The sequence below is a fragment of the Shewanella inventionis genome (assembly GCF_019931735.1).
In the GTDB taxonomy this organism is placed as follows: Bacteria; Pseudomonadota; Gammaproteobacteria; order Enterobacterales; family Shewanellaceae; genus Shewanella; species Shewanella inventionis.
This window is the reverse complement of sequence record NZ_CP082926.1, coordinates 2,145,237-2,162,177: the sequence shown is the minus strand read 5'-3', so window position 1 is coordinate 2,162,177 and position 16,941 is coordinate 2,145,237. Positions and strand designations below refer to the sequence as shown.

Sequence of the window (16,941 nt, the reverse complement as noted above, 5' to 3'; positions counted from 1 at the left end):
ATATTGCTTTAAACAGAGTAATTAGTTGTTACGTACTGGAGCAAACACAATGGATTTCGCATCTACATCAGAGCTGTATCCTGAAGACTACTGGTACCGTTCAGACGCTTACTTGAACATGGACTTAGAACTCGATCTTGTTCAAGTGATTCAACAACTACATGGAAGTTTAGATCCTAGGACAGTTTTTGCCTGTTTCGGCAAAATACTAGGACAACAGTTGCCGGTTAAAGGATTGCAGTTGACCCTAGAAAAACAAAAGTTTGTCTGGGGACGTCATTACGGTATTGAACTGCAACGCACTATTGCAGATAAACAAGACCAATTTAACATGACTTACCAATTAGCCATGCCGCTAAGCAAAACACAAACGGCAACGTTAAACCGGTTAGAAGCGATATTGATCCAGCCGCTAAGTAATGCGATAAAGTATCAAAACATGTCTAAGCAAGCTATGTTTGACTCACTGACGGGTCTGGGTAATCGCTATTATTATACCCAAGTGATCAGTACAGCATTAGCACGTGCTAACCGTCACCAAGGTAAAGTGTCTTTAGTGGTAATCGATCTAGACAAGTTTAAACAACTTAATGATATCTATGGTCACAAAGCAGGTGATTATGTATTAGTTGAATTTGCCGAACTCATTAATGAAGCGATCCGCAATACCGACCAGGCTTTTAGAGTTGGCGGTGATGAGTTTGTTATTATTGCTCAAGGCGACACGCAAGCGGCTGAAATTGTTTGCCAGCGTATTATTGATATGATGCCAAAACATGCCCAATTAACCGAATACGATATACAATGCAGTTTGGGTATTGCAGAGGCGATACCAGAGCAACATGCAGACAACTTGTATGATCGTGCCGATAAAGCCATGTATGCAGCCAAAGCAGCTGGGCGCAATTGTTATCGCATTAGTGAAGGTTAAAAATGCAGGTTAAAAAATCACGCAGGTACTAGCACCATAGCGTTGGTTTGGATAGACAACTAATTAATGAGCACAAAGCCCTTAGTCAATTCGAATAAGGGCTTTTTCCGGCTTTTGTCCTGTATTGAGGCTAATTAAGATATTAAACTTTAAATCAACCTCACTACAGACCACGTAATTGAATTCGCCTTAAAAATTCAGTCATCACCCGATCGTAAACTAAGTCACCTAAAAATAAATCTTCAACACCGTGATCTATGCTCGGGTTATCATTGACTTCGATGACATAAGCCTTACCATCGATTTCTTTTAAATCTACGCCATATAAACCTGCACCAATTAAATTTGATGCTTTTACCGCTGCGTCGACAATATTGTGCGGTACCATTTTTAAATCGATACAGTCAAAGTCGCCACTACTCACACGACCACTCTGGTGGTGCTGATAAATCTGCCAATGACCACGGCTCATAAAATAACGGCAAGCATAAATAGGTTGGCGATTTAACACGCCGATGCGCCAGTCATAGTCGGTTGGCATAAAAGCTTGTGCCAAAATTAATGCGCTGTGCTTAAAAATCTGTTCAGCCTGCTCTATTAGCATAGCGCGGTCTTTAACCTTAACAACCCCAAGTGAGAATGCACCATCGGGCACTTTAAGTACGATAGGTAAACCAATTGCATCGATGACTTTGTCAGCCCAATTTTTATCAGATGCTTTAAATATAATACTCTTTGGAACAGGCACTTTGTGTTTATAAAGTAATTCAGTTAAAAACACTTTATTAGTGCATTTCATTATCGATTCAGGGTCATCCATCACCACTAAACCTAATTGCTCAGCGGCTTTGGCAAACCGATAGGTAAAGTTACTGATGTTGGTGGTTGAGCGAATAAACAAACCGTCAAACTCACTTAGTCTAGATAAATCATGTTTACCAATTTGCACTAAATCCATGCCAATCCGACTAGCGGCTTTTGTAAACAGTTTCAACGCGGCTTTATCTGAGGGGGGCATTTTTTCATTATTGTCGACTAGCATGGCTATTTCATATCGATAACGCTTAAAAGGTTTAGGCGCTCGCCATACTTTTTGAGAAAACACTTCAAGGTATTTAGCAAATAAGTCTTGCTCTGACTCACATAAGTCTTGAAAAGCCACTGGTTCAATAACTTCAACCTGCCATCGACCAGAAATATTAAGTAAATTGACTTGCAACACTGGCACAGTAAAACGTTCAAAAATTTTACGAGCAATTTTATCTAATGCTGGATTGTCACAATAGCCAAAATACACTTTCATCGCAATGTCAGTCACACTGGCAGGCAATTTATCTAACCCTGCTTGTGGCAGGCTAAAAAAACGGTCTTGAGATAAATCATTAATGGTCATTACTTTAGGAATGACTCGATGACCACGCGCCTCCGCCATCAGTGAACAATAATATCCTGTACTCAAGTAATCGTAACGACGACACAGGTTAATCACTTGCATTGCATTTTGATCTGCAAATGCTCCCATCTCAAGGTAGTCATGAACCGTGACAAGGTTGTCACTTGGCAAGTAAGGCCGCCAATCATCGATATCGTCGGTGACAATTAAAAACTGAGCCATAAAAATCTATTGCCTCTTATGCAATTTAGCGCGTAAATTAACCACCATCATGTTTGCCAATTCGAGCCGACTCATGCTGCTTCGCCAAGCTATTTCTAACGATTTATCGCAACTCATCAACATCGAAAACAATGCATTTAGCGGCGATAAAATCAATGCTCGACAAATGAAGCGTTTTATCAATTCGCCGCTAGACTGCTTACTCGTTGCAGAAATAGACGGTACTCTTGCAGGCTACGCATTGGTGTTATTTCATCGTGGTACTCGCCTAGCAAGACTCTACTCTATCGCTGTTGCATCCGAGTTTAGAGGCCAAAACATTGCCTTTGAACTTGTCACTCATTGCGAGAAAATTGTGGTCGAACGAGGCTTTATTACATTACGCCTTGAAGTGAGAAACGACAATATCGCCGCTAAAAATCTTTATGTAAAAATGGGTTATAAGGTATTAAAAACCTTAGTGCATTATTACGATGACCTGGCCGATGGCGTGCGAATGCATAAACGCCTAGACCCACCAGGACCAAGCAAGGTTATTAAGATGCCTTTGTATGTGCAAACCACGCCCTTTACTTGCGGCGCAGCGTGTTTAATGATGGCAATCAATGCTGTTAAGCCAAACTATCGGCCTAGCCGAGTCGATGAGTTAAGTATTTGGCGCGAAGCCACTACCATATTTATGACCAGTGGTCATGGCGGGTGCAGTGTACATGGCTTAGCATTAGCCGCGATAAACCGAGGACTACAGATAAGGGTTTATAGCCAATCTTCGTCGATACCATTTATCGACAGTGTACGTGATAAAAACAAAAAGGCGGTGATCACTTTAGTACATCATGATTTTTGCCAGCAATTGGCTTCGCATGGTGTAGAGATACACAATGCCTCACCCAATATAGTGCAATTAAAGCAGTGGATTGACCAAGGATATGTGGTGCTGTTAATGATCAGCACCTATCGTTTTAATGGTGAAAAAGGCCCACATTGGGTGGTATTGAGTGGCTATAACGAGCAGTTTATGTTTATCCACGACCCATTTGTTGTCGCGCAAAAAGATGCCATTAATGCCGCTTACGTGCCCATCAGCCAGGCAGAGCTTACCAAAGTGATGCAATATGGAAAGCAGAAATTGGTGTCTTGTTTAGTGGTTGAGTCATCTTTGGCAAAAGATGGTTAAGCTTTTTATGGCCTGCGGCCACTAACGTCGTGGCGCTTCGCTAGCGCCAGATTATCAATACACGTTACTTTGATTCAAGATATCTAAATGAGTCTGTTAGTTTATATTTGTCTTCCCGGCAATGTTTTTGAGCCGGGATCCAGGTGTTTCTTTTGCTGTTTATGCTTTTGTACTAATGGCCTGCGGCCACCAACGTCGTGGCGCTTCGCCCACACCAGACCAAGAGGAAACCAACGGCTGTTCCCTCTTTACTCTTTATAAAAGAATTGGCCCAGCCGCCACATCAAAATTATCATTCTTGTTACCAAACGATAGCTGCGATAATTTCGCGACGTGGTCAGATCCTGCTTTTAACTTCGTTTTGGTGTTCTTCGGCCACCTCTTTATGGTAAAGAATGAAAATGCTAACGCTTCCGATGGTACATCCTGTACCGCGAAAGCTAAGCTCACATCCATGTGAGCTTCACGCTATTTTCTTCAACAGCCTCAAGTTCAGAGTTGAATTTGAATATTTTCAAGAAAACAAAACACGTTTTAAACAAAAGTGGGTTAGAAATTATCTTTTTCTTAAAGTTTACCCTGACCCAACTAAATTTGCATGCAGGGTGGTGTGGGGGCTGGAGGTTAGATACCTCCGGCTACCCGATTAAACGTTTTTCGTTGTATAGTTGGATACTAGCTTTTCACGCTCATAGCTCAAAAACTCAGGTTTCTTATGAATTCCTTTACTAATAATTTCTTGGATCACCAAATCTTGATTGAGATCTTTATCAATATATTTCGCTATCTTATCTATTGCTGATCGTGGCACACCATATTCTGCAAGAATAGTGAGGTTCTCTCGTATAAAATCACTTTCGATAGAACTTGCATAGAAGGTGTAGTTGCCAGGCCTTACCCCTAATTCACTGCAAACATATCTTTGAAGCTCATTTACAACGAGCAGCCATTTAGGAATTTTATATTGAAACCAGTGGCGGAGGATTTGAAAGCTATCACGTATCGATTCATCAAGAATTTCTTTATCACTCCAGTTATCATAACGCTCGAGGTTTTTCTTATATATTAAGTTGTTATTTACTAACTCGATTATACTTTTGTTGATACCATAATCAAAAGTAACCTTAACAATTTTTTTCTTTGTCATTGGATTAAGGTTTTCACCTGGTTTTATAAGGTAATCCCAAGCAAGACCTAGACAGTATTCAAGCTGCTTATATTTAGGAGTGGAATCCCAAAAGATCAAATCATAATTACTTTTTATATCTTGTCGAATTCTTGAAATAAGCGAATCTTGTCCTCTTATGTAAAGGGAATTTCTAGAAAATATTTCCTTCTCATTTTCAGGAAGGCTCGATAAGTAGTGATATTGCTCACTCTCTTTATCAAGAATATTTTCATTGCTGATATTTATCAATACTTCATCAGATATAGGGTTTTGTTCAAAAAATGGAATGTCAATATATACTTGATCATACTTTGGAGTTGGGTTGAAATTAAAAACCCTACCAACATAATGCTCCATTAGACGGCCAGCTCTACCTTTAATGTTTGAATAATCAAAGAAGTCTATTGGAGTATCCTTTCCTTTCTTATAATCAAAAAATATTACGTTCTTTGCAGCAGTATTTACACCTTCAATAATTGTTGCCGTACAAAATAATGTTTTTAGTATTCCGCTGTTGAAATAATCAATTATAGAAGATGTTAAATGTTTCTGTAGCGCACCATCATGAAATCCAATGCCATATTTTAAGCAATCAATAAGACTCCAATCTTCGGAAACATAAGCTTCTATCCAGTCAATGATTGATAGTTTTTTGTTTTTTGGTACTTCATTTTTTGAAATGAGATATTTTAAAAATTCAACTGACAGATATCGTGATCTTGCTGGTGATGAGCAATAAATTATGGTGTTATCAATTCTAAGATCATAAAGCAGGTCAAATAACACTTTCTCCTTGTACTTTTTCTTTTCACCTCGACTACCAAACTTCCCTTTATGATCTTGGTATATATCCACTTCTTCACAGCCAACTAAGCTGTATTTTGTTTTGTAAAAAATTGCATTGTATTTTTCAGAAAACCCGTCAGATATACCTTCTATATTAGGCCCTAGAAGATAAAACTTAGGATCATATTTTTCTAAAATGTATCTAAAGGCATTGTTTAGAGAATCTGATCGTTCATCATCCCGTTTTGAGCTTAATTTATAAAACTCGTCAATAATCAGAAAATCAATGTCTGGAAGATTTTGATATTCATTGACCCTTTCTGCGGTTAAAAGAAATAAATTACTTTTTTCTGAGGAAGCTTCTTGGGATGTACGAACAATTATTTTGTAATTTTCTTCATATTTAGAAAGTTTTTTTCTAGTTTCATCTAAAAGCGCTAGCGTTGGTTGTATTACGACAATATTTTGATATTTGTATGATGCGACAATTTCTTCAATAAGTAAGCTTTTCCCAAAGCTTGTCGGTGCGCTGACAATTATGTTTTTATTCGAACTCAATAGTTCAAGAACATATTTTTGTTCTTCGTGAAAATACTTATCATGAATGTTTTCAGATAAACTTGATGTTTGCCTTATTTTTGAACTTGTTGACGAAAGGTTTAAATTCTCTTTCTTTAGGTATGGATAAAATCCTATAGATTCAACTAAGTCCGCAAGCATTTCATCTAGCGAACTGGAGAACTTAACTCTGGAATTAAGGATGTGAATTAGAAGATTCGAACCTTCTTCTTCATTTTGGATCAAAGTTGCTGCACAGTGACGATAAATATCAAATGTTTCTGAACTATTGAATTCAGTTGCTGATTTTATTTTATTGAGTATTTCAGTCATTTTACTCTCCAATAGACTGTAGCAGAGAGAGTTTATGATGTAGCTTCTTAACCAGAGTTTTTTTACACTGTACGGGAAGAAGAATTATTATTATCCGTAACTTTGATTTTAGTGGGTGATTGTTCCTTTCTTCGAAGTACTTTTGCAACCCTCTTATTTTATTCTCGTACTCGTTGATAAAGTCAGAGTTGCCTTCATCATCGTACTTTGTAAATAAATCACAACTGTATGTGCATAATAATGGAATATATATTTCATTCAGTTTATCTTTAAGTTTCGTTGTTGAAGACAGTAATTTTTTCCAGTGCTCAGATTCAGGTATATTATTAAAGTGCTTTATTTTTTTTGCAATTAGTCCAAATTCAGAATCCAAATAATCAATTTTAAAGTGCTCTTCTATATCTTTTATAAGCTCACTCAACCCACGTTTTGGGTCAAGATAGAGTTTAGATTCTCCAAGCCAAAGTGTTTTGCTTTCAGGCTCAATATGTACACAGTCAAAACCATGAACTGTATGACCAAGTGAGTCCTTAAAATATATTTTTGAAAGTAAAGGTATTGTGTTGAAGTGATCTCTAAGTATTAAATGAAGTATTAACTCCCCAAATTCTCCCCGTCTTAGATATTTATCATCCAGATCATCGTCGATATGCCCTTCATTTTTATAAATGTCTCTTACTTTCTGAAATTCATCGATCTTATAAACTGAGTTTGCGGCTTCTATGATTTTCTCAAGAGTCTGTGTGTTTTCTGTACTTGTGCCCTCATGAAAACCGAATGAAAACTCATGAATGACATTTGTAATTTTTGTTACCAGCTGTGACCATCTATATTTACTAACCCCATCATCATCTAAGTCAAAACCCACTAAGAAGCTTTTCAGTTGATCTTCTGATATTTTTGATTCAATAACATTCCTTGATCCGAAAGGTTCTTCTTTCATAAAAAATCCATAATTTTGTTAGTTGATGATGTAGAGATTTTGCACATAGACGTTTAACGCTACAATTATAGGTGAGCGTAGCGAGTCCTTTAAATTGTCTTGTTATGCACATGAGCGCCAAACTCAAGCAATCAAGTGAGGGTAAGACGCTACTAATTTAAAATTTATTTTCTAGTACCTATTTACAGTTAGGATTCTGAGTTTTGGGTAAAACTATTTTGTTATTCAAGTTACTTGTACAGACGTTTGCTTGCCGCAATTATAAACAAGGCAGAGGCATAATCTTTGTACGCACTGGCTAGAGTGCTGATAACTTGAACTAAGTCTTGAATGCTTATGTTGATGGCTAATTCAAGAACAAAGTTCAACTCAATCATGATTGTAATCCTAGTCGTTGAGACTAGTCAGAGCCACCACGATAACCAGTGTTAAAACCAACTTGGTGTATGATCCACCTCCTTGTGTTGGGGTTTATGGGACACTGCTTGTGACAGTGTGGCGTATACAACACCTTTGAATGGTTAAGCTCAAGGTGTGTTGAAGATTAAGTTTTAAGTTAGACATGTGCATAACAGCTTATTGAACGGCCAAATAAATTTAAAGTCGGCCGTTTAAGTTATTGATTAATATCATCCTACATTTACTATCTTATTGATGTAAAGCAGTTTTATTTAACGCCAGTGACACATAAAAGCGAGCTTGCGCGTTAAAAGTGGACCCAATAATCGAAAATAAATTAAAAGACATTAATATCAATGCATTAGGGGGTTCGTGAATTATTACTCGTACTACTTTAGTTTACTTATCAACCGATTAAACTTAAAAATACGCAAAAAAACCATTACAACTGTTTTTATACAAGGGCTATCCATTTAGCGCCACCAGTGTCAATATGTAGTAATGAAAACTTCATCGTATTTATTAAAAGCTGGCGTTGATTACCCTACAAGTTGGGACGAGTTTGTAGATTGGTTTCATGATGAACAATCTTGCATCAGCTACCTTTACGCACTTCGTTGGCCAAACGGATTCATTTGTCCAAGCTGTTCAAGCCATCAATCACCTTATCAGTTAAGTAATGGCAAGTTAAAATGTCATGCTTGTCGTTCTCAGTGTTCAGTAACATCAAGTACACTTTTTGACAAAACAAGAACCCCCATGAAAAGTTGGTTTGCTGCGGTCTGGTTTATTACAAATCAAAAAAATGGTGTCAGCGCTCTTGGAGTTCAAAGGCTATTAGGTCTTGGGAGTTATCAAACCGCTTGGTCATTAATGCACAAGTTAAGACATGCCATGGTTGATCCTGAAAGGGATAAGTTATCCGGCATCGTAGAGGTTGACGAAACACTAATAGGTGGCGTCGTTCCGCAATCATCTATTAAAAATCAACAGGGTAAGCGTAAGGCTGTAGTTTTGGTCGCTGTTGAGCTGCTATCACCCTCTGGATTTGGTCGGATACGTTTAAGGCAAGTGGAAAGTGCAACTAAAGAACATATCCATCAATTCATTCAAGATGTAATTGAACCTGGTAGTACAATTTGTAGTGATGGCTCTCAAGCATACAAACAAATAGACAAGAAAGGATATAAGCATAACCGAATAGTGCATTTAGGTTCATCTGTACCTGCACATGAAACAATGGCTGGGGTACATCGAGTCTCATCATTATGTAAAAGATGGCTTTTAGGTACATATCAAGGCGCGGTAAAGGCTAAGCAACTTGATTATTATTTAGATGAGTTTACATTTCGCTTCAACAGAAGAAAGTCAGATTCTCGGGGATTATTATTCTACAGGCTGCTTGAACAAGCAGTGCGTTCTAAGCCGATAACGTACCAATCAATTAAAGATCGATAACCACAATATATAGTGGTTGGTTGTGCTAAGTGGATAGCCCTTTTTTATACACAGTACACACCACATAAAGGTGAGAGACTAGCTGCAACTGGATAGCTATCCGACATTTGTAAGCCTGTTAAAATGCAGTCAGGAGCTGGGTGAAGCGCTACGACGTTAGTGGCCGTATGTCATATCTAATAAAAAGGAGACTTCCGCCTCCTCTCTTTCTTAAACTAGCAACACTATTTACCGTCTTGTGCTCTGCGCTTTTTAAAGTCTGACTCTTCTAGCCATTTTGGCCAGTCGTTGTTATTGGCAAGTTTTTCAATGATGTCGCTGATTAAAGCAAGATCCTGTTTTACCCCACCTAAATGCCAGTTGGCATTATAATCGTCAGCACCTTGATGATATTTATGCGCGATATAGTCTGGGTCGGTATCGCCTAAACTCATAAACAATAATCCAGGAACTCCTTGTTGTGCTAAGGCAAAATGGTCTGAGCGGAACATAAGGCCGTTTTGTGGACGAGGATCAGCTTTAACTGTGCGCCCTTGTGCTATTGCGGCATCATCTAAATACGTCTCAAGTTGAGATACACCATGACCATAACGCAGGATGTAATCAACACCTTTACCGACATTCATGCCATCGATGTTTAAAAATGACACCAATTGCTTTGTGGGCACAGGAGGATTAGCAGCAAAGTATTGTGCGCCAATAAGGCCTGTTTCTTCTGCTGTAAAGGCTGTAAATAGAATAGAGCGTTTAGGGGCTTTATCTTGCGCGTTAAAATGACGCGCTAACTGCATGACGCCTGCAACACCTGAAGCATTGTCGACGGCACCGTTTAAAATAACCGTTTTACCGTCTTGAACGGTTTTGCCTAAGTGGTCCCAATGGGCGTGCATCACGAGCCATTCATCTGATTGGCTCGTACCCGGTAGCAAGCCTGCAACGTTATAAGATGTAGCAAGTTCAATGGTGTTTTTTACCACTAAATTCGCTTCAAGGTTGAGCGCAATGGCTTTAAAACCAGCCTTGGCAGCGGTCAGTTTAACTTTATCAAAGTCAAGGCCGGCTTTTTGGAACACCGTTTGTGCTGTACTGTGTTGTATCCAGCCCATTACACCGATGTGTGATTGATTATTTTGATCATCTACCAAAGTGTATTTGGTATTGGTATTGCTGTTTTCAACCACGTTCCAGCCATAAGCCGCTGGCGCGGTTTCGTGCACAATAAACACGGCTTTGGCGCCCTGCCTTGCGGCTTCTTCGTATTTGTAGGTCCAGCGGCCATAATAAGTCATGGCATTACCCTTAAACACGTTTGGGTCTTGTGTGGCAAAGCCTGGGTCGTTAACTAATACAATGACGGTTTTGTCTTTTACGTCGATGTTAGCGTAATCGTTCCATTGGTATTCTGGGGCATTAATTCCGTAACCCACAAATACAATATCGCTGTTATCTAATGACACTTGTGGCTGAATTTGTTCGGTGCGGGCGGTAAAATCGCGACCATTATTAAACACCACATCTGCAATGGTTAGCTGCATGGTTTGATCGGCCGTAATTTTAGCCATAGGCACGGCTTGACGGTAACTGTCACCAAAGCCCGGTTTGAGCCCTATTGCTTTGTATGCTTTTTCTAAATATTCAACGGTCAGTGTCTCGCCCTGAGACAAAGGCCCCCGGCCTTCAAATTTATCACTGGCGAGGGTTTCTACATCTTGGCGGTAGGTTTTTTCATCAAATTGAAAGGGGGTAGCGTTCACGTTTGGCAGTAACAACACACCAAACAGCGCTAATAAACGAAAGGTATTCATAGACAACATCCTTTGTTAAATATTAAAAATAATTGTAAACGTATTACGACTATCGACACGCTTTAGCTATTCAACAGCGGCAAGCTAAGCCCAGCTTGCCCAGGGGCAGCAAGGTAGCGTTGGTCTATCCATAATCCAATGGCGGCAACTAACACATCACCGTAAAAAATTAATGGTATTTGCTGGCGACGCCAAGGCGGAATATGGCATTCCTGCCACAATTTTTTAAGCTCACGTGGTTTGCTGCGCTGCGTTGACGCAAACTGTGGCAGGCATTTAATTGAGCCAGCTGCGCCAAACTTTACCGTGACTTGTACATGCTCAATTGGCAAAGCAAGTAAAGGAAATGAAGATGTTGAAACACCCTGTTGTATCTGCGCCTGCATCTGTTTTTGCACTACAAATGCCAGTTGCCCTACTCTGCCTGAGGCTTGATTTTGCTCGCCTAACAATACCGCACGAATATCGTGTTGCAACGCGTTGACAGGTAATGGCTCAAGCGCTGAGTTACTGAGTACGTAGGCTATACCGGCAAAACGCTTAATTTGAAAGTCGCCCCATTGAATTGCCACATTAGCATCATCTTTTGCCTCAAGCAGTTGCGACAGTATTTGCTGCAATTGTGATTGTGACGGTAAACTCACGTCGCAATAACTTAAATACCCACGAAAGAGCAATGCCTGCCAGGCGGGCGTTAATTGTGCAAAGCCTGCTAATACAAACCCGGTGGATTCGGTTACTAGCGCCTTGGGATCAGTTGGCTGTATTAACCACTGAGGTAAGCGATGACTCACTTCATTGTCTATCACCTGTTGTTGCTCTGCACATAATGCCGCGCTGCGGGCGGCGGTAGTGGCAATGCCGGGCCAACGTTGTTTTAGGCGTGGAATAATATCAAGGCGTAAAAAGTTTCTATCAAAGCTGTCGTCTTGGTTACTTTCATCTTCAATATGAACTAACTGCTTTTGGGCTGCAAATTGCTCAATTTGCTCGCGACTTATGTCTAATAACGGCCTCACTAACCAAGCTTGCTTATAAGTTTGCAGCGCCCCCATTGCAGCTAAGCCTTTTGGGCCCTGACCTCGCTTTAACGCAAGCAATAAGGTTTCGAGTTGATCGTCTTGATGGTGTGCGGTGAGTAAAATATCACCCGGATTAAGATAGCGATCAAATGCTTGATAACGCGCCTCACGCGCTTTAGCCTCTAAACTTTGTCTAGCACCTTTTTCAACATTAACGCGTTCTATTTGTATTGGCAGTTGATAATGGCTTGCACGGGCAATGCAGTGTTGCACCCAAATGTTGGCATTGTCACTAAGGCCATGATGAACATGAATAAGCAAACAGGCAATGTGCGGGTATTGATGACTAAAACGACTTAGCCCGAAGGCTAAAACCTCTGAGTCAACACCGCCACTGTAAGCTAACACTAACTTAGGCTGTTGTTGCCCCTGAGAAATGCCTTGAGGATAGAGTGGCAAAACGGCCTGTTCCAATAACAATAAAAGCTGTTCTGCTGTCATAACGTACCTTAATTAAACGTAATTTTAACGTTATTAGAGCCAAGCATACTCTCTAACGCTAGCATAAGCTCGTCACTTGGATTGACTCGCCATTCATCGCCTAGGGTAATTTTGCCACTGGCTTCTGGTTTAACATAATTGATAACTACTGGCACAGCGCCATTTCGCCATGGTGTTAAGGTTTGCTCAAATTGTTCAAGCCATTCAGGCGTCACTTCATTGCCTTGAACATTAATTTCAACCGCTTTGGCAAAGTGGCTTCGGGCTTCGCCAATCTCAATCACATTACGGGCATTCATGCGGTTGCCGCCAGAGAAATCATCAAAGCTGACATCACCTTCGCAAATTAAAATGCGATCTTTTTCAAGTAAATGTCCAAACTTTTCAAACGGCTCGGTAAACAGCATGATTTCTAAACGGGCACTTTTATCATCGAGCGTCACTAAGCCCATTTTAGAACCACGCTTGGTGATCATCACTCGGGTTGCGACAACCAGCCCAGCGGCCTTAACGGTTTTGCCACGCTCGGTTGGATGTATGTCTTTTAAACGGCCGTTGGTGTACTGCTTAAGCTCTTTTAAGTACTGGTTAATCGGGTGTCCAGTTAAATACAGTCCTAAGGTTTCGCGCTCGCCTTCTAGCCAAATTTTGTCTGGCCATGGCGTACACTGCACAAAATTTTGTTTGCTGTCTTCTGGTTCGCTATTGAGTAAACCAAACATATCGTGTTGGCCAATGGCTTCGGCTTTTGCGTGCTGCGCTGCTGCGCTGATGGCTTCTGGTAAGGTAGCCATCATTGATGCACGGTGCGGCCCTAGGGTGTCTAACGCCCCTGCTAAAATGAGTTTCTCGATGACGCGTTTGTTGAGTTTTTTTAAGTCTACACGGGCACAAAAATCGAAAAGATCGACAAATGGGCCGTTTTTACGCGCTTCTAATATAGACTCTACCGGGCCTTCACCTACGCCTTTAATGGCGCCAATGCCGTAAACAATATTCAAATCGTCATCTACGGTAAATTTAAACAAACCTTTGTTCACATCTGGCGGAATAAGCGGTAAGCCCATGCGCTCACATTCATCCACCAGGGTGACGATTTTGTCTGTGTTGTCCATATCGGCAGACATTACCGCGGCCATAAATTGCGCTGGGTAGTGAGTTTTAAGCCATAACGTTTGATAGGACACTAAAGCATAAGCGGCTGAATGCGACTTGTTAAAACCGTAACCGGCAAACTTTTCAACCAAGTCGAAGATTTTCATCGACAACTCGCCATCAACGCCGTTGTTAATCGCGCCCTCTTTAAAAATACTGCGCTGTTTAGCCATCTCCTCAGGTTTCTTTTTACCCATAGCTCGGCGCAGCATGTCCGCGCCGCCTAGGGTATAACCAGAAAGTACCTGAGCAATCTGCATCACCTGCTCTTGATACAAAATAATGCCGTAGGTGGGCGACAACAGCTCTTTTAACGATTCGTGTTGGTATTGCGAATCAGGGTAAGACACTACCTCGCGGCCGTGTTTACGTTCGATAAAGTTATCAACCATGCCTGACTGTAACGGCCCAGGGCGAAACAGTGCCACCAGTGCAATCATGTCTTCAAAACAGTCGGGTTGTAGGCGCTTAATGAGGTCTTTCATACCACGGGATTCAAGCTGGAATACCGCGGTGGTTTCGTAGCGTTGTAGTAATCTAAAACAAGCTGGATCGGTTAATGAAATGGCTTCAATGCGAACAGGTTCTTTACCTTCTTTAACCAGGCGCGGATTAATCATCTGCAGTGCCCAGTCAATAATGGTTAAGGTCCGTAAGCCCAAAAAGTCGAATTTAACTAAACCTGCGGTTTCTACGTCATTTTTATCAAACTGAGTAACCGGGTTTAGCCCTTCTGCATCGCAATATAATGGTGCAAAGTCAGTAATACGTGTGGGAGCAATTACCACACCACCGGCGTGTTTACCGGCGTTACGTGTTACCCCTTCTAAGCGGCGACACATATCAATAAGCTCTTTTACATCTTCATCTGCTTCATAAGCTTCTGGTAATGCTGGCTCCACTTCAAATGCTTTGGCCAGCGTCATCCCAGGCTCTGCTGGGATCATCTTGGTTAACCTGTCAACAAATCCATAGGGATGCCCTAAAACACGGCCTACATCGCGTACTACCGCTTTTGCCGCCATGGTACCGAAAGTAATAATCTGTGATACCGCTTCACGGCCATATAATTCAGCAACGTGGTCGATAACTTCATCACGACGATCCATACAAAAATCGACGTCAAAGTCGGGCATGGATACCCGCTCAGGGTTGAGGAATCGTTCAAACAGTAAATCGTATTCAAGTGGATCTAAGTCGGTAATTTTAAGGGCGTAAGCAACCAATGACCCAGCACCAGAACCACGTCCTGGCCCAACCGGAATGCCGTTGTCTTTACCCCATTGGATAAATTCCATCACGATAAGGAAGTAACCCGGAAAACCCATTTGGTTGATGACTTTAAGTTCAATATCAAGACGCTCGTCGTACTCGCCACGTCTTTGTGCGCGCACTTGAGGGTCTGGAAACAGAAACTCCAAGCGTTCTTCTAAGCCTTTGCGAGACACTTCAACAAGAAAGTCCTCAATCGACAGATCACCCGTTGGGAAATTCGGCAAAAAATACTCGTGTAATCGAATCGTCACGTTACAACGTTTGGCTATTTCAACGGTATTTTGAATTGCTGATGGAATATCAGCAAACAAGGCTATCATTTCATCTTCAGTGCGAAGATATTGCTGATCGCTGTATTTTTTTGGGCGACGAGGGTCGGCTAAGGTAAAGCCATCATGAATTGCGACCCGGATTTCGTGGGCTTCAAAATCGTCTGCTTTTAAAAAAACGACCTGATTAGTGGCAACAACAGGTAGGCCTCGACTTGATGCAAGCTCAACCGCCATGTGCAGGTAACGCTCTTCGTCGGCCCGCCCCGTTCGGATTAATTCTAAATAGTAGCGGTCATTAAAGTGTTGCTGGTAAAAACTCACTAAAGAGTCAACTTGATTTTGGTTGCCTTTTAATAACGCTTTACCTACATCGCCTTCTTTGGCACCCGACAAAATAATCAAACCACGATTAAACTTAACCAGCCACTCTTGATCAATCACCACCCGGCCATCGATCTGCCCACGCAAATAGGCTTCACTGATTAACTGAGTCAGATTTTGGTAGCCTTCATTGTCCATTGCAATAATGGTTAATGCGCAAAACTCTTTATCAAACCCTGGTGTTTGTACCCAAAAATCTGCACCGACAATCGGTTTAATCCCTGCACCATGACAGCCACCATAAAACTTAACCAGACCACAAAAGTTGTTTTGATCGGTTAACGCTATTGCTGCCATTCCCATGCTTTCGGCGGTGGCAATAATAGGTTTCACTTTGGCAACGCCATCTGACATTGAAAAATCACTGTGGACGCGCAAATGAACAAAACGAGGATCGGACATAGATTAATTATTCTTCGAAAAAGATGAATGTAATAACATGAAAAAGCAGGATTTAGACTATCAAACTAACCTAGTTTCGCCAACGAAAACTAGGCTATAAGGGAATGTTTATTTGTCTTGGAGCAACATACGCTCAGCCACAGGTTTAAAACTTTTACGATGCTCAGCCAACACACCGTGCAATGCCAGGGCTTCAAAATGCGCTTTTGTCGGATAACCTTTATGTTTAGCAAAGCCATATTGAGGATATTGGCTGTCTAAGATATCCATTTCGGCATCACGGGTCACTTTAGCAATAATGGATGCAGCGCTTATGGCGTCCACTAAACCATCACCTTTAATCACCGCATGACTGGCAATACCAAAATCAGGTACACGATTACCATCAACTAACACACGTTTTGGCTGAATAGTTAACCCAGCAACCGCACGTTGCATGGCTAACATGGTGGCATGCAAAATATTTAGCTCATCAATTTCTGCAGGGCTAGCACGGCCAACACTGACACTCAGCGCATTGTTGATAATATCGTGATATAACGCATTACGGCGTTTTTCACTGAGCTTTTTAGAGTCATTTAATCCTGTAATCGGTTTATTAGGATCTAAAATCACTGCAGCGGTCACGACATCCCCAACCAGTGGTCCACGCCCGACTTCGTCAACGCCAGCAACAATACCATCTGTTATTATCACTACTTGCTCTGGTGTGATGTTTTTTATTACTACAGGGAGCGTGTTTAGGCTCATTAATCAATTC

General features: G+C 41.0%; 11 protein-coding genes. 3 read left to right on the top strand and 8 right to left on the bottom strand.

Going from position 1 to position 16,941, the window contains the following annotated elements; all coding sequences use genetic code 11:
- Window positions 1-49 precede the first annotated feature (49 nt).
- Entirely contained in the window at window positions 50-931 is an 882-nt protein-coding gene (gene dgcS, locus K8B83_RS09725; protein WP_223419806.1) for a diguanylate cyclase DgcS, read from the top strand.
- A 163-nt stretch (window positions 932-1,094) separates the two neighbouring features.
- Here dgcS and K8B83_RS09720 read toward each other — a convergent pair whose 3' ends face one another.
- On the bottom strand, window positions 1,095-2,546 hold the full coding sequence (locus tag K8B83_RS09720) for a RimK family protein (RefSeq protein ID WP_223419805.1): 1,452 nt from the start codon (window positions 2,544-2,546) through the stop codon (window positions 1,095-1,097).
- A 73-nt stretch (window positions 2,547-2,619) separates the two neighbouring features.
- Here K8B83_RS09720 and K8B83_RS09715 point away from each other — a divergent pair, with 73 nt between their 5' ends.
- Window positions 2,620-3,723, top strand: a complete 1,104-nt coding sequence (locus K8B83_RS09715; protein WP_223419803.1) for a GNAT family N-acetyltransferase/peptidase C39 family protein — start codon at window positions 2,620-2,622, stop codon at window positions 3,721-3,723.
- A gap of 646 nt (window positions 3,724-4,369) precedes the next feature.
- Here the strand turns inward: K8B83_RS09715 and K8B83_RS09710 are convergent.
- The 3 genes from K8B83_RS09710 to K8B83_RS09700 form a co-directional block, all read right to left on the bottom strand.
- Window positions 4,370-6,568 (bottom strand): DEAD/DEAH box helicase, encoded by a 2,199-nt coding sequence (locus tag K8B83_RS09710; protein WP_223419801.1) that lies wholly within the window; start codon window positions 6,566-6,568, stop codon window positions 4,370-4,372.
- Window position 6,569: 1 nt separating this feature from the next.
- The gene (locus K8B83_RS09705) at window positions 6,570-7,511 is read right to left on the bottom strand and encodes a HamA C-terminal domain-containing protein (protein WP_223419799.1); all 942 of its coding nucleotides are present in this window, start codon (window positions 7,509-7,511) and stop codon (window positions 6,570-6,572) included.
- 230 nt (window positions 7,512-7,741) lie between these two features.
- The gene (locus tag K8B83_RS09700; RefSeq protein WP_223419797.1) at window positions 7,742-7,888 is read right to left on the bottom strand and encodes a hypothetical protein; all 147 of its coding nucleotides are present in this window, start codon (window positions 7,886-7,888) and stop codon (window positions 7,742-7,744) included.
- A 523-nt stretch (window positions 7,889-8,411) separates the two neighbouring features.
- On the opposite strand from K8B83_RS09700, the gene K8B83_RS09695 reads away from it, so the two are divergent.
- Window positions 8,412-9,368 carry an IS1595 family transposase gene (locus K8B83_RS09695; RefSeq protein WP_188738175.1) on the top strand — a complete coding sequence of 319 codons (957 nt, stop codon included), beginning with the start codon at window positions 8,412-8,414 and terminating at the stop codon, window positions 9,366-9,368.
- A 224-nt stretch (window positions 9,369-9,592) separates the two neighbouring features.
- On the opposite strand, the gene K8B83_RS09690 is transcribed toward K8B83_RS09695, so the two are convergent.
- The 4 genes from K8B83_RS09690 to rnhB all read right to left on the bottom strand — a co-directional run bounded on the left by K8B83_RS09690 (window position 9,593) and on the right by rnhB (window position 16,931).
- The gene (locus K8B83_RS09690) at window positions 9,593-11,173 is read right to left on the bottom strand and encodes a M28 family metallopeptidase (RefSeq protein ID WP_398410730.1); all 1,581 of its coding nucleotides are present in this window, start codon (window positions 11,171-11,173) and stop codon (window positions 9,593-9,595) included.
- Between the two features lie 62 nt (window positions 11,174-11,235).
- Window positions 11,236-12,696, bottom strand: a complete 1,461-nt coding sequence (tilS, locus tag K8B83_RS09685) for a tRNA lysidine(34) synthetase TilS (RefSeq protein WP_223419793.1) — start codon at window positions 12,694-12,696, stop codon at window positions 11,236-11,238.
- An 8-nt stretch (window positions 12,697-12,704) separates the two neighbouring features.
- Window positions 12,705-16,181: a DNA polymerase III subunit alpha gene (gene dnaE / locus K8B83_RS09680; protein WP_223419791.1), complete on the bottom strand. Its 3,477-nt coding sequence runs from the start codon at window positions 16,179-16,181 to the stop codon at window positions 12,705-12,707.
- Between the two features lie 108 nt (window positions 16,182-16,289).
- Entirely contained in the window at window positions 16,290-16,931 is a 642-nt protein-coding gene (rnhB, locus tag K8B83_RS09675) for a ribonuclease HII (RefSeq protein ID WP_223419789.1), read from the bottom strand.
- Window positions 16,932-16,941 lie beyond the last annotated feature (10 nt).

Excerpts from the sequence above, each read along its gene's own strand:
- dgcS (WP_223419806.1), top strand. The coding sequence starts at position 50 with ATGGATTTCGCATCTACATCAGAGCTGTATCCTGAAGACTACTGGTAC.
- K8B83_RS09720 (WP_223419805.1), bottom strand. The coding sequence starts at position 2,546 with ATGGCTCAGTTTTTAATTGTCACCGACGATATCGATGATTGGCGGCCT.
- K8B83_RS09715 (WP_223419803.1), top strand. The coding sequence starts at position 2,620 with ATGCTGCTTCGCCAAGCTATTTCTAACGATTTATCGCAACTCATCAAC.
- K8B83_RS09710 (WP_223419801.1), bottom strand. The coding sequence starts at position 6,568 with ATGACTGAAATACTCAATAAAATAAAATCAGCAACTGAATTCAATAGT.
- K8B83_RS09705 (WP_223419799.1), bottom strand. The coding sequence starts at position 7,511 with ATGAAAGAAGAACCTTTCGGATCAAGGAATGTTATTGAATCAAAAATA.
- K8B83_RS09700 (WP_223419797.1), bottom strand. The coding sequence starts at position 7,888 with ATGATTGAGTTGAACTTTGTTCTTGAATTAGCCATCAACATAAGCATT.
- K8B83_RS09695 (WP_188738175.1), top strand. The coding sequence starts at position 8,412 with ATGAAAACTTCATCGTATTTATTAAAAGCTGGCGTTGATTACCCTACA.
- K8B83_RS09690 (WP_398410730.1), bottom strand. The coding sequence starts at position 11,173 with ATGAATACCTTTCGTTTATTAGCGCTGTTTGGTGTGTTGTTACTGCCA.
- tilS (WP_223419793.1), bottom strand. The coding sequence starts at position 12,696 with ATGACAGCAGAACAGCTTTTATTGTTATTGGAACAGGCCGTTTTGCCA.
- dnaE (WP_223419791.1), bottom strand. The coding sequence starts at position 16,181 with ATGTCCGATCCTCGTTTTGTTCATTTGCGCGTCCACAGTGATTTTTCA.
- rnhB (WP_223419789.1), bottom strand. The coding sequence starts at position 16,931 with ATGAGCCTAAACACGCTCCCTGTAGTAATAAAAAACATCACACCAGAG.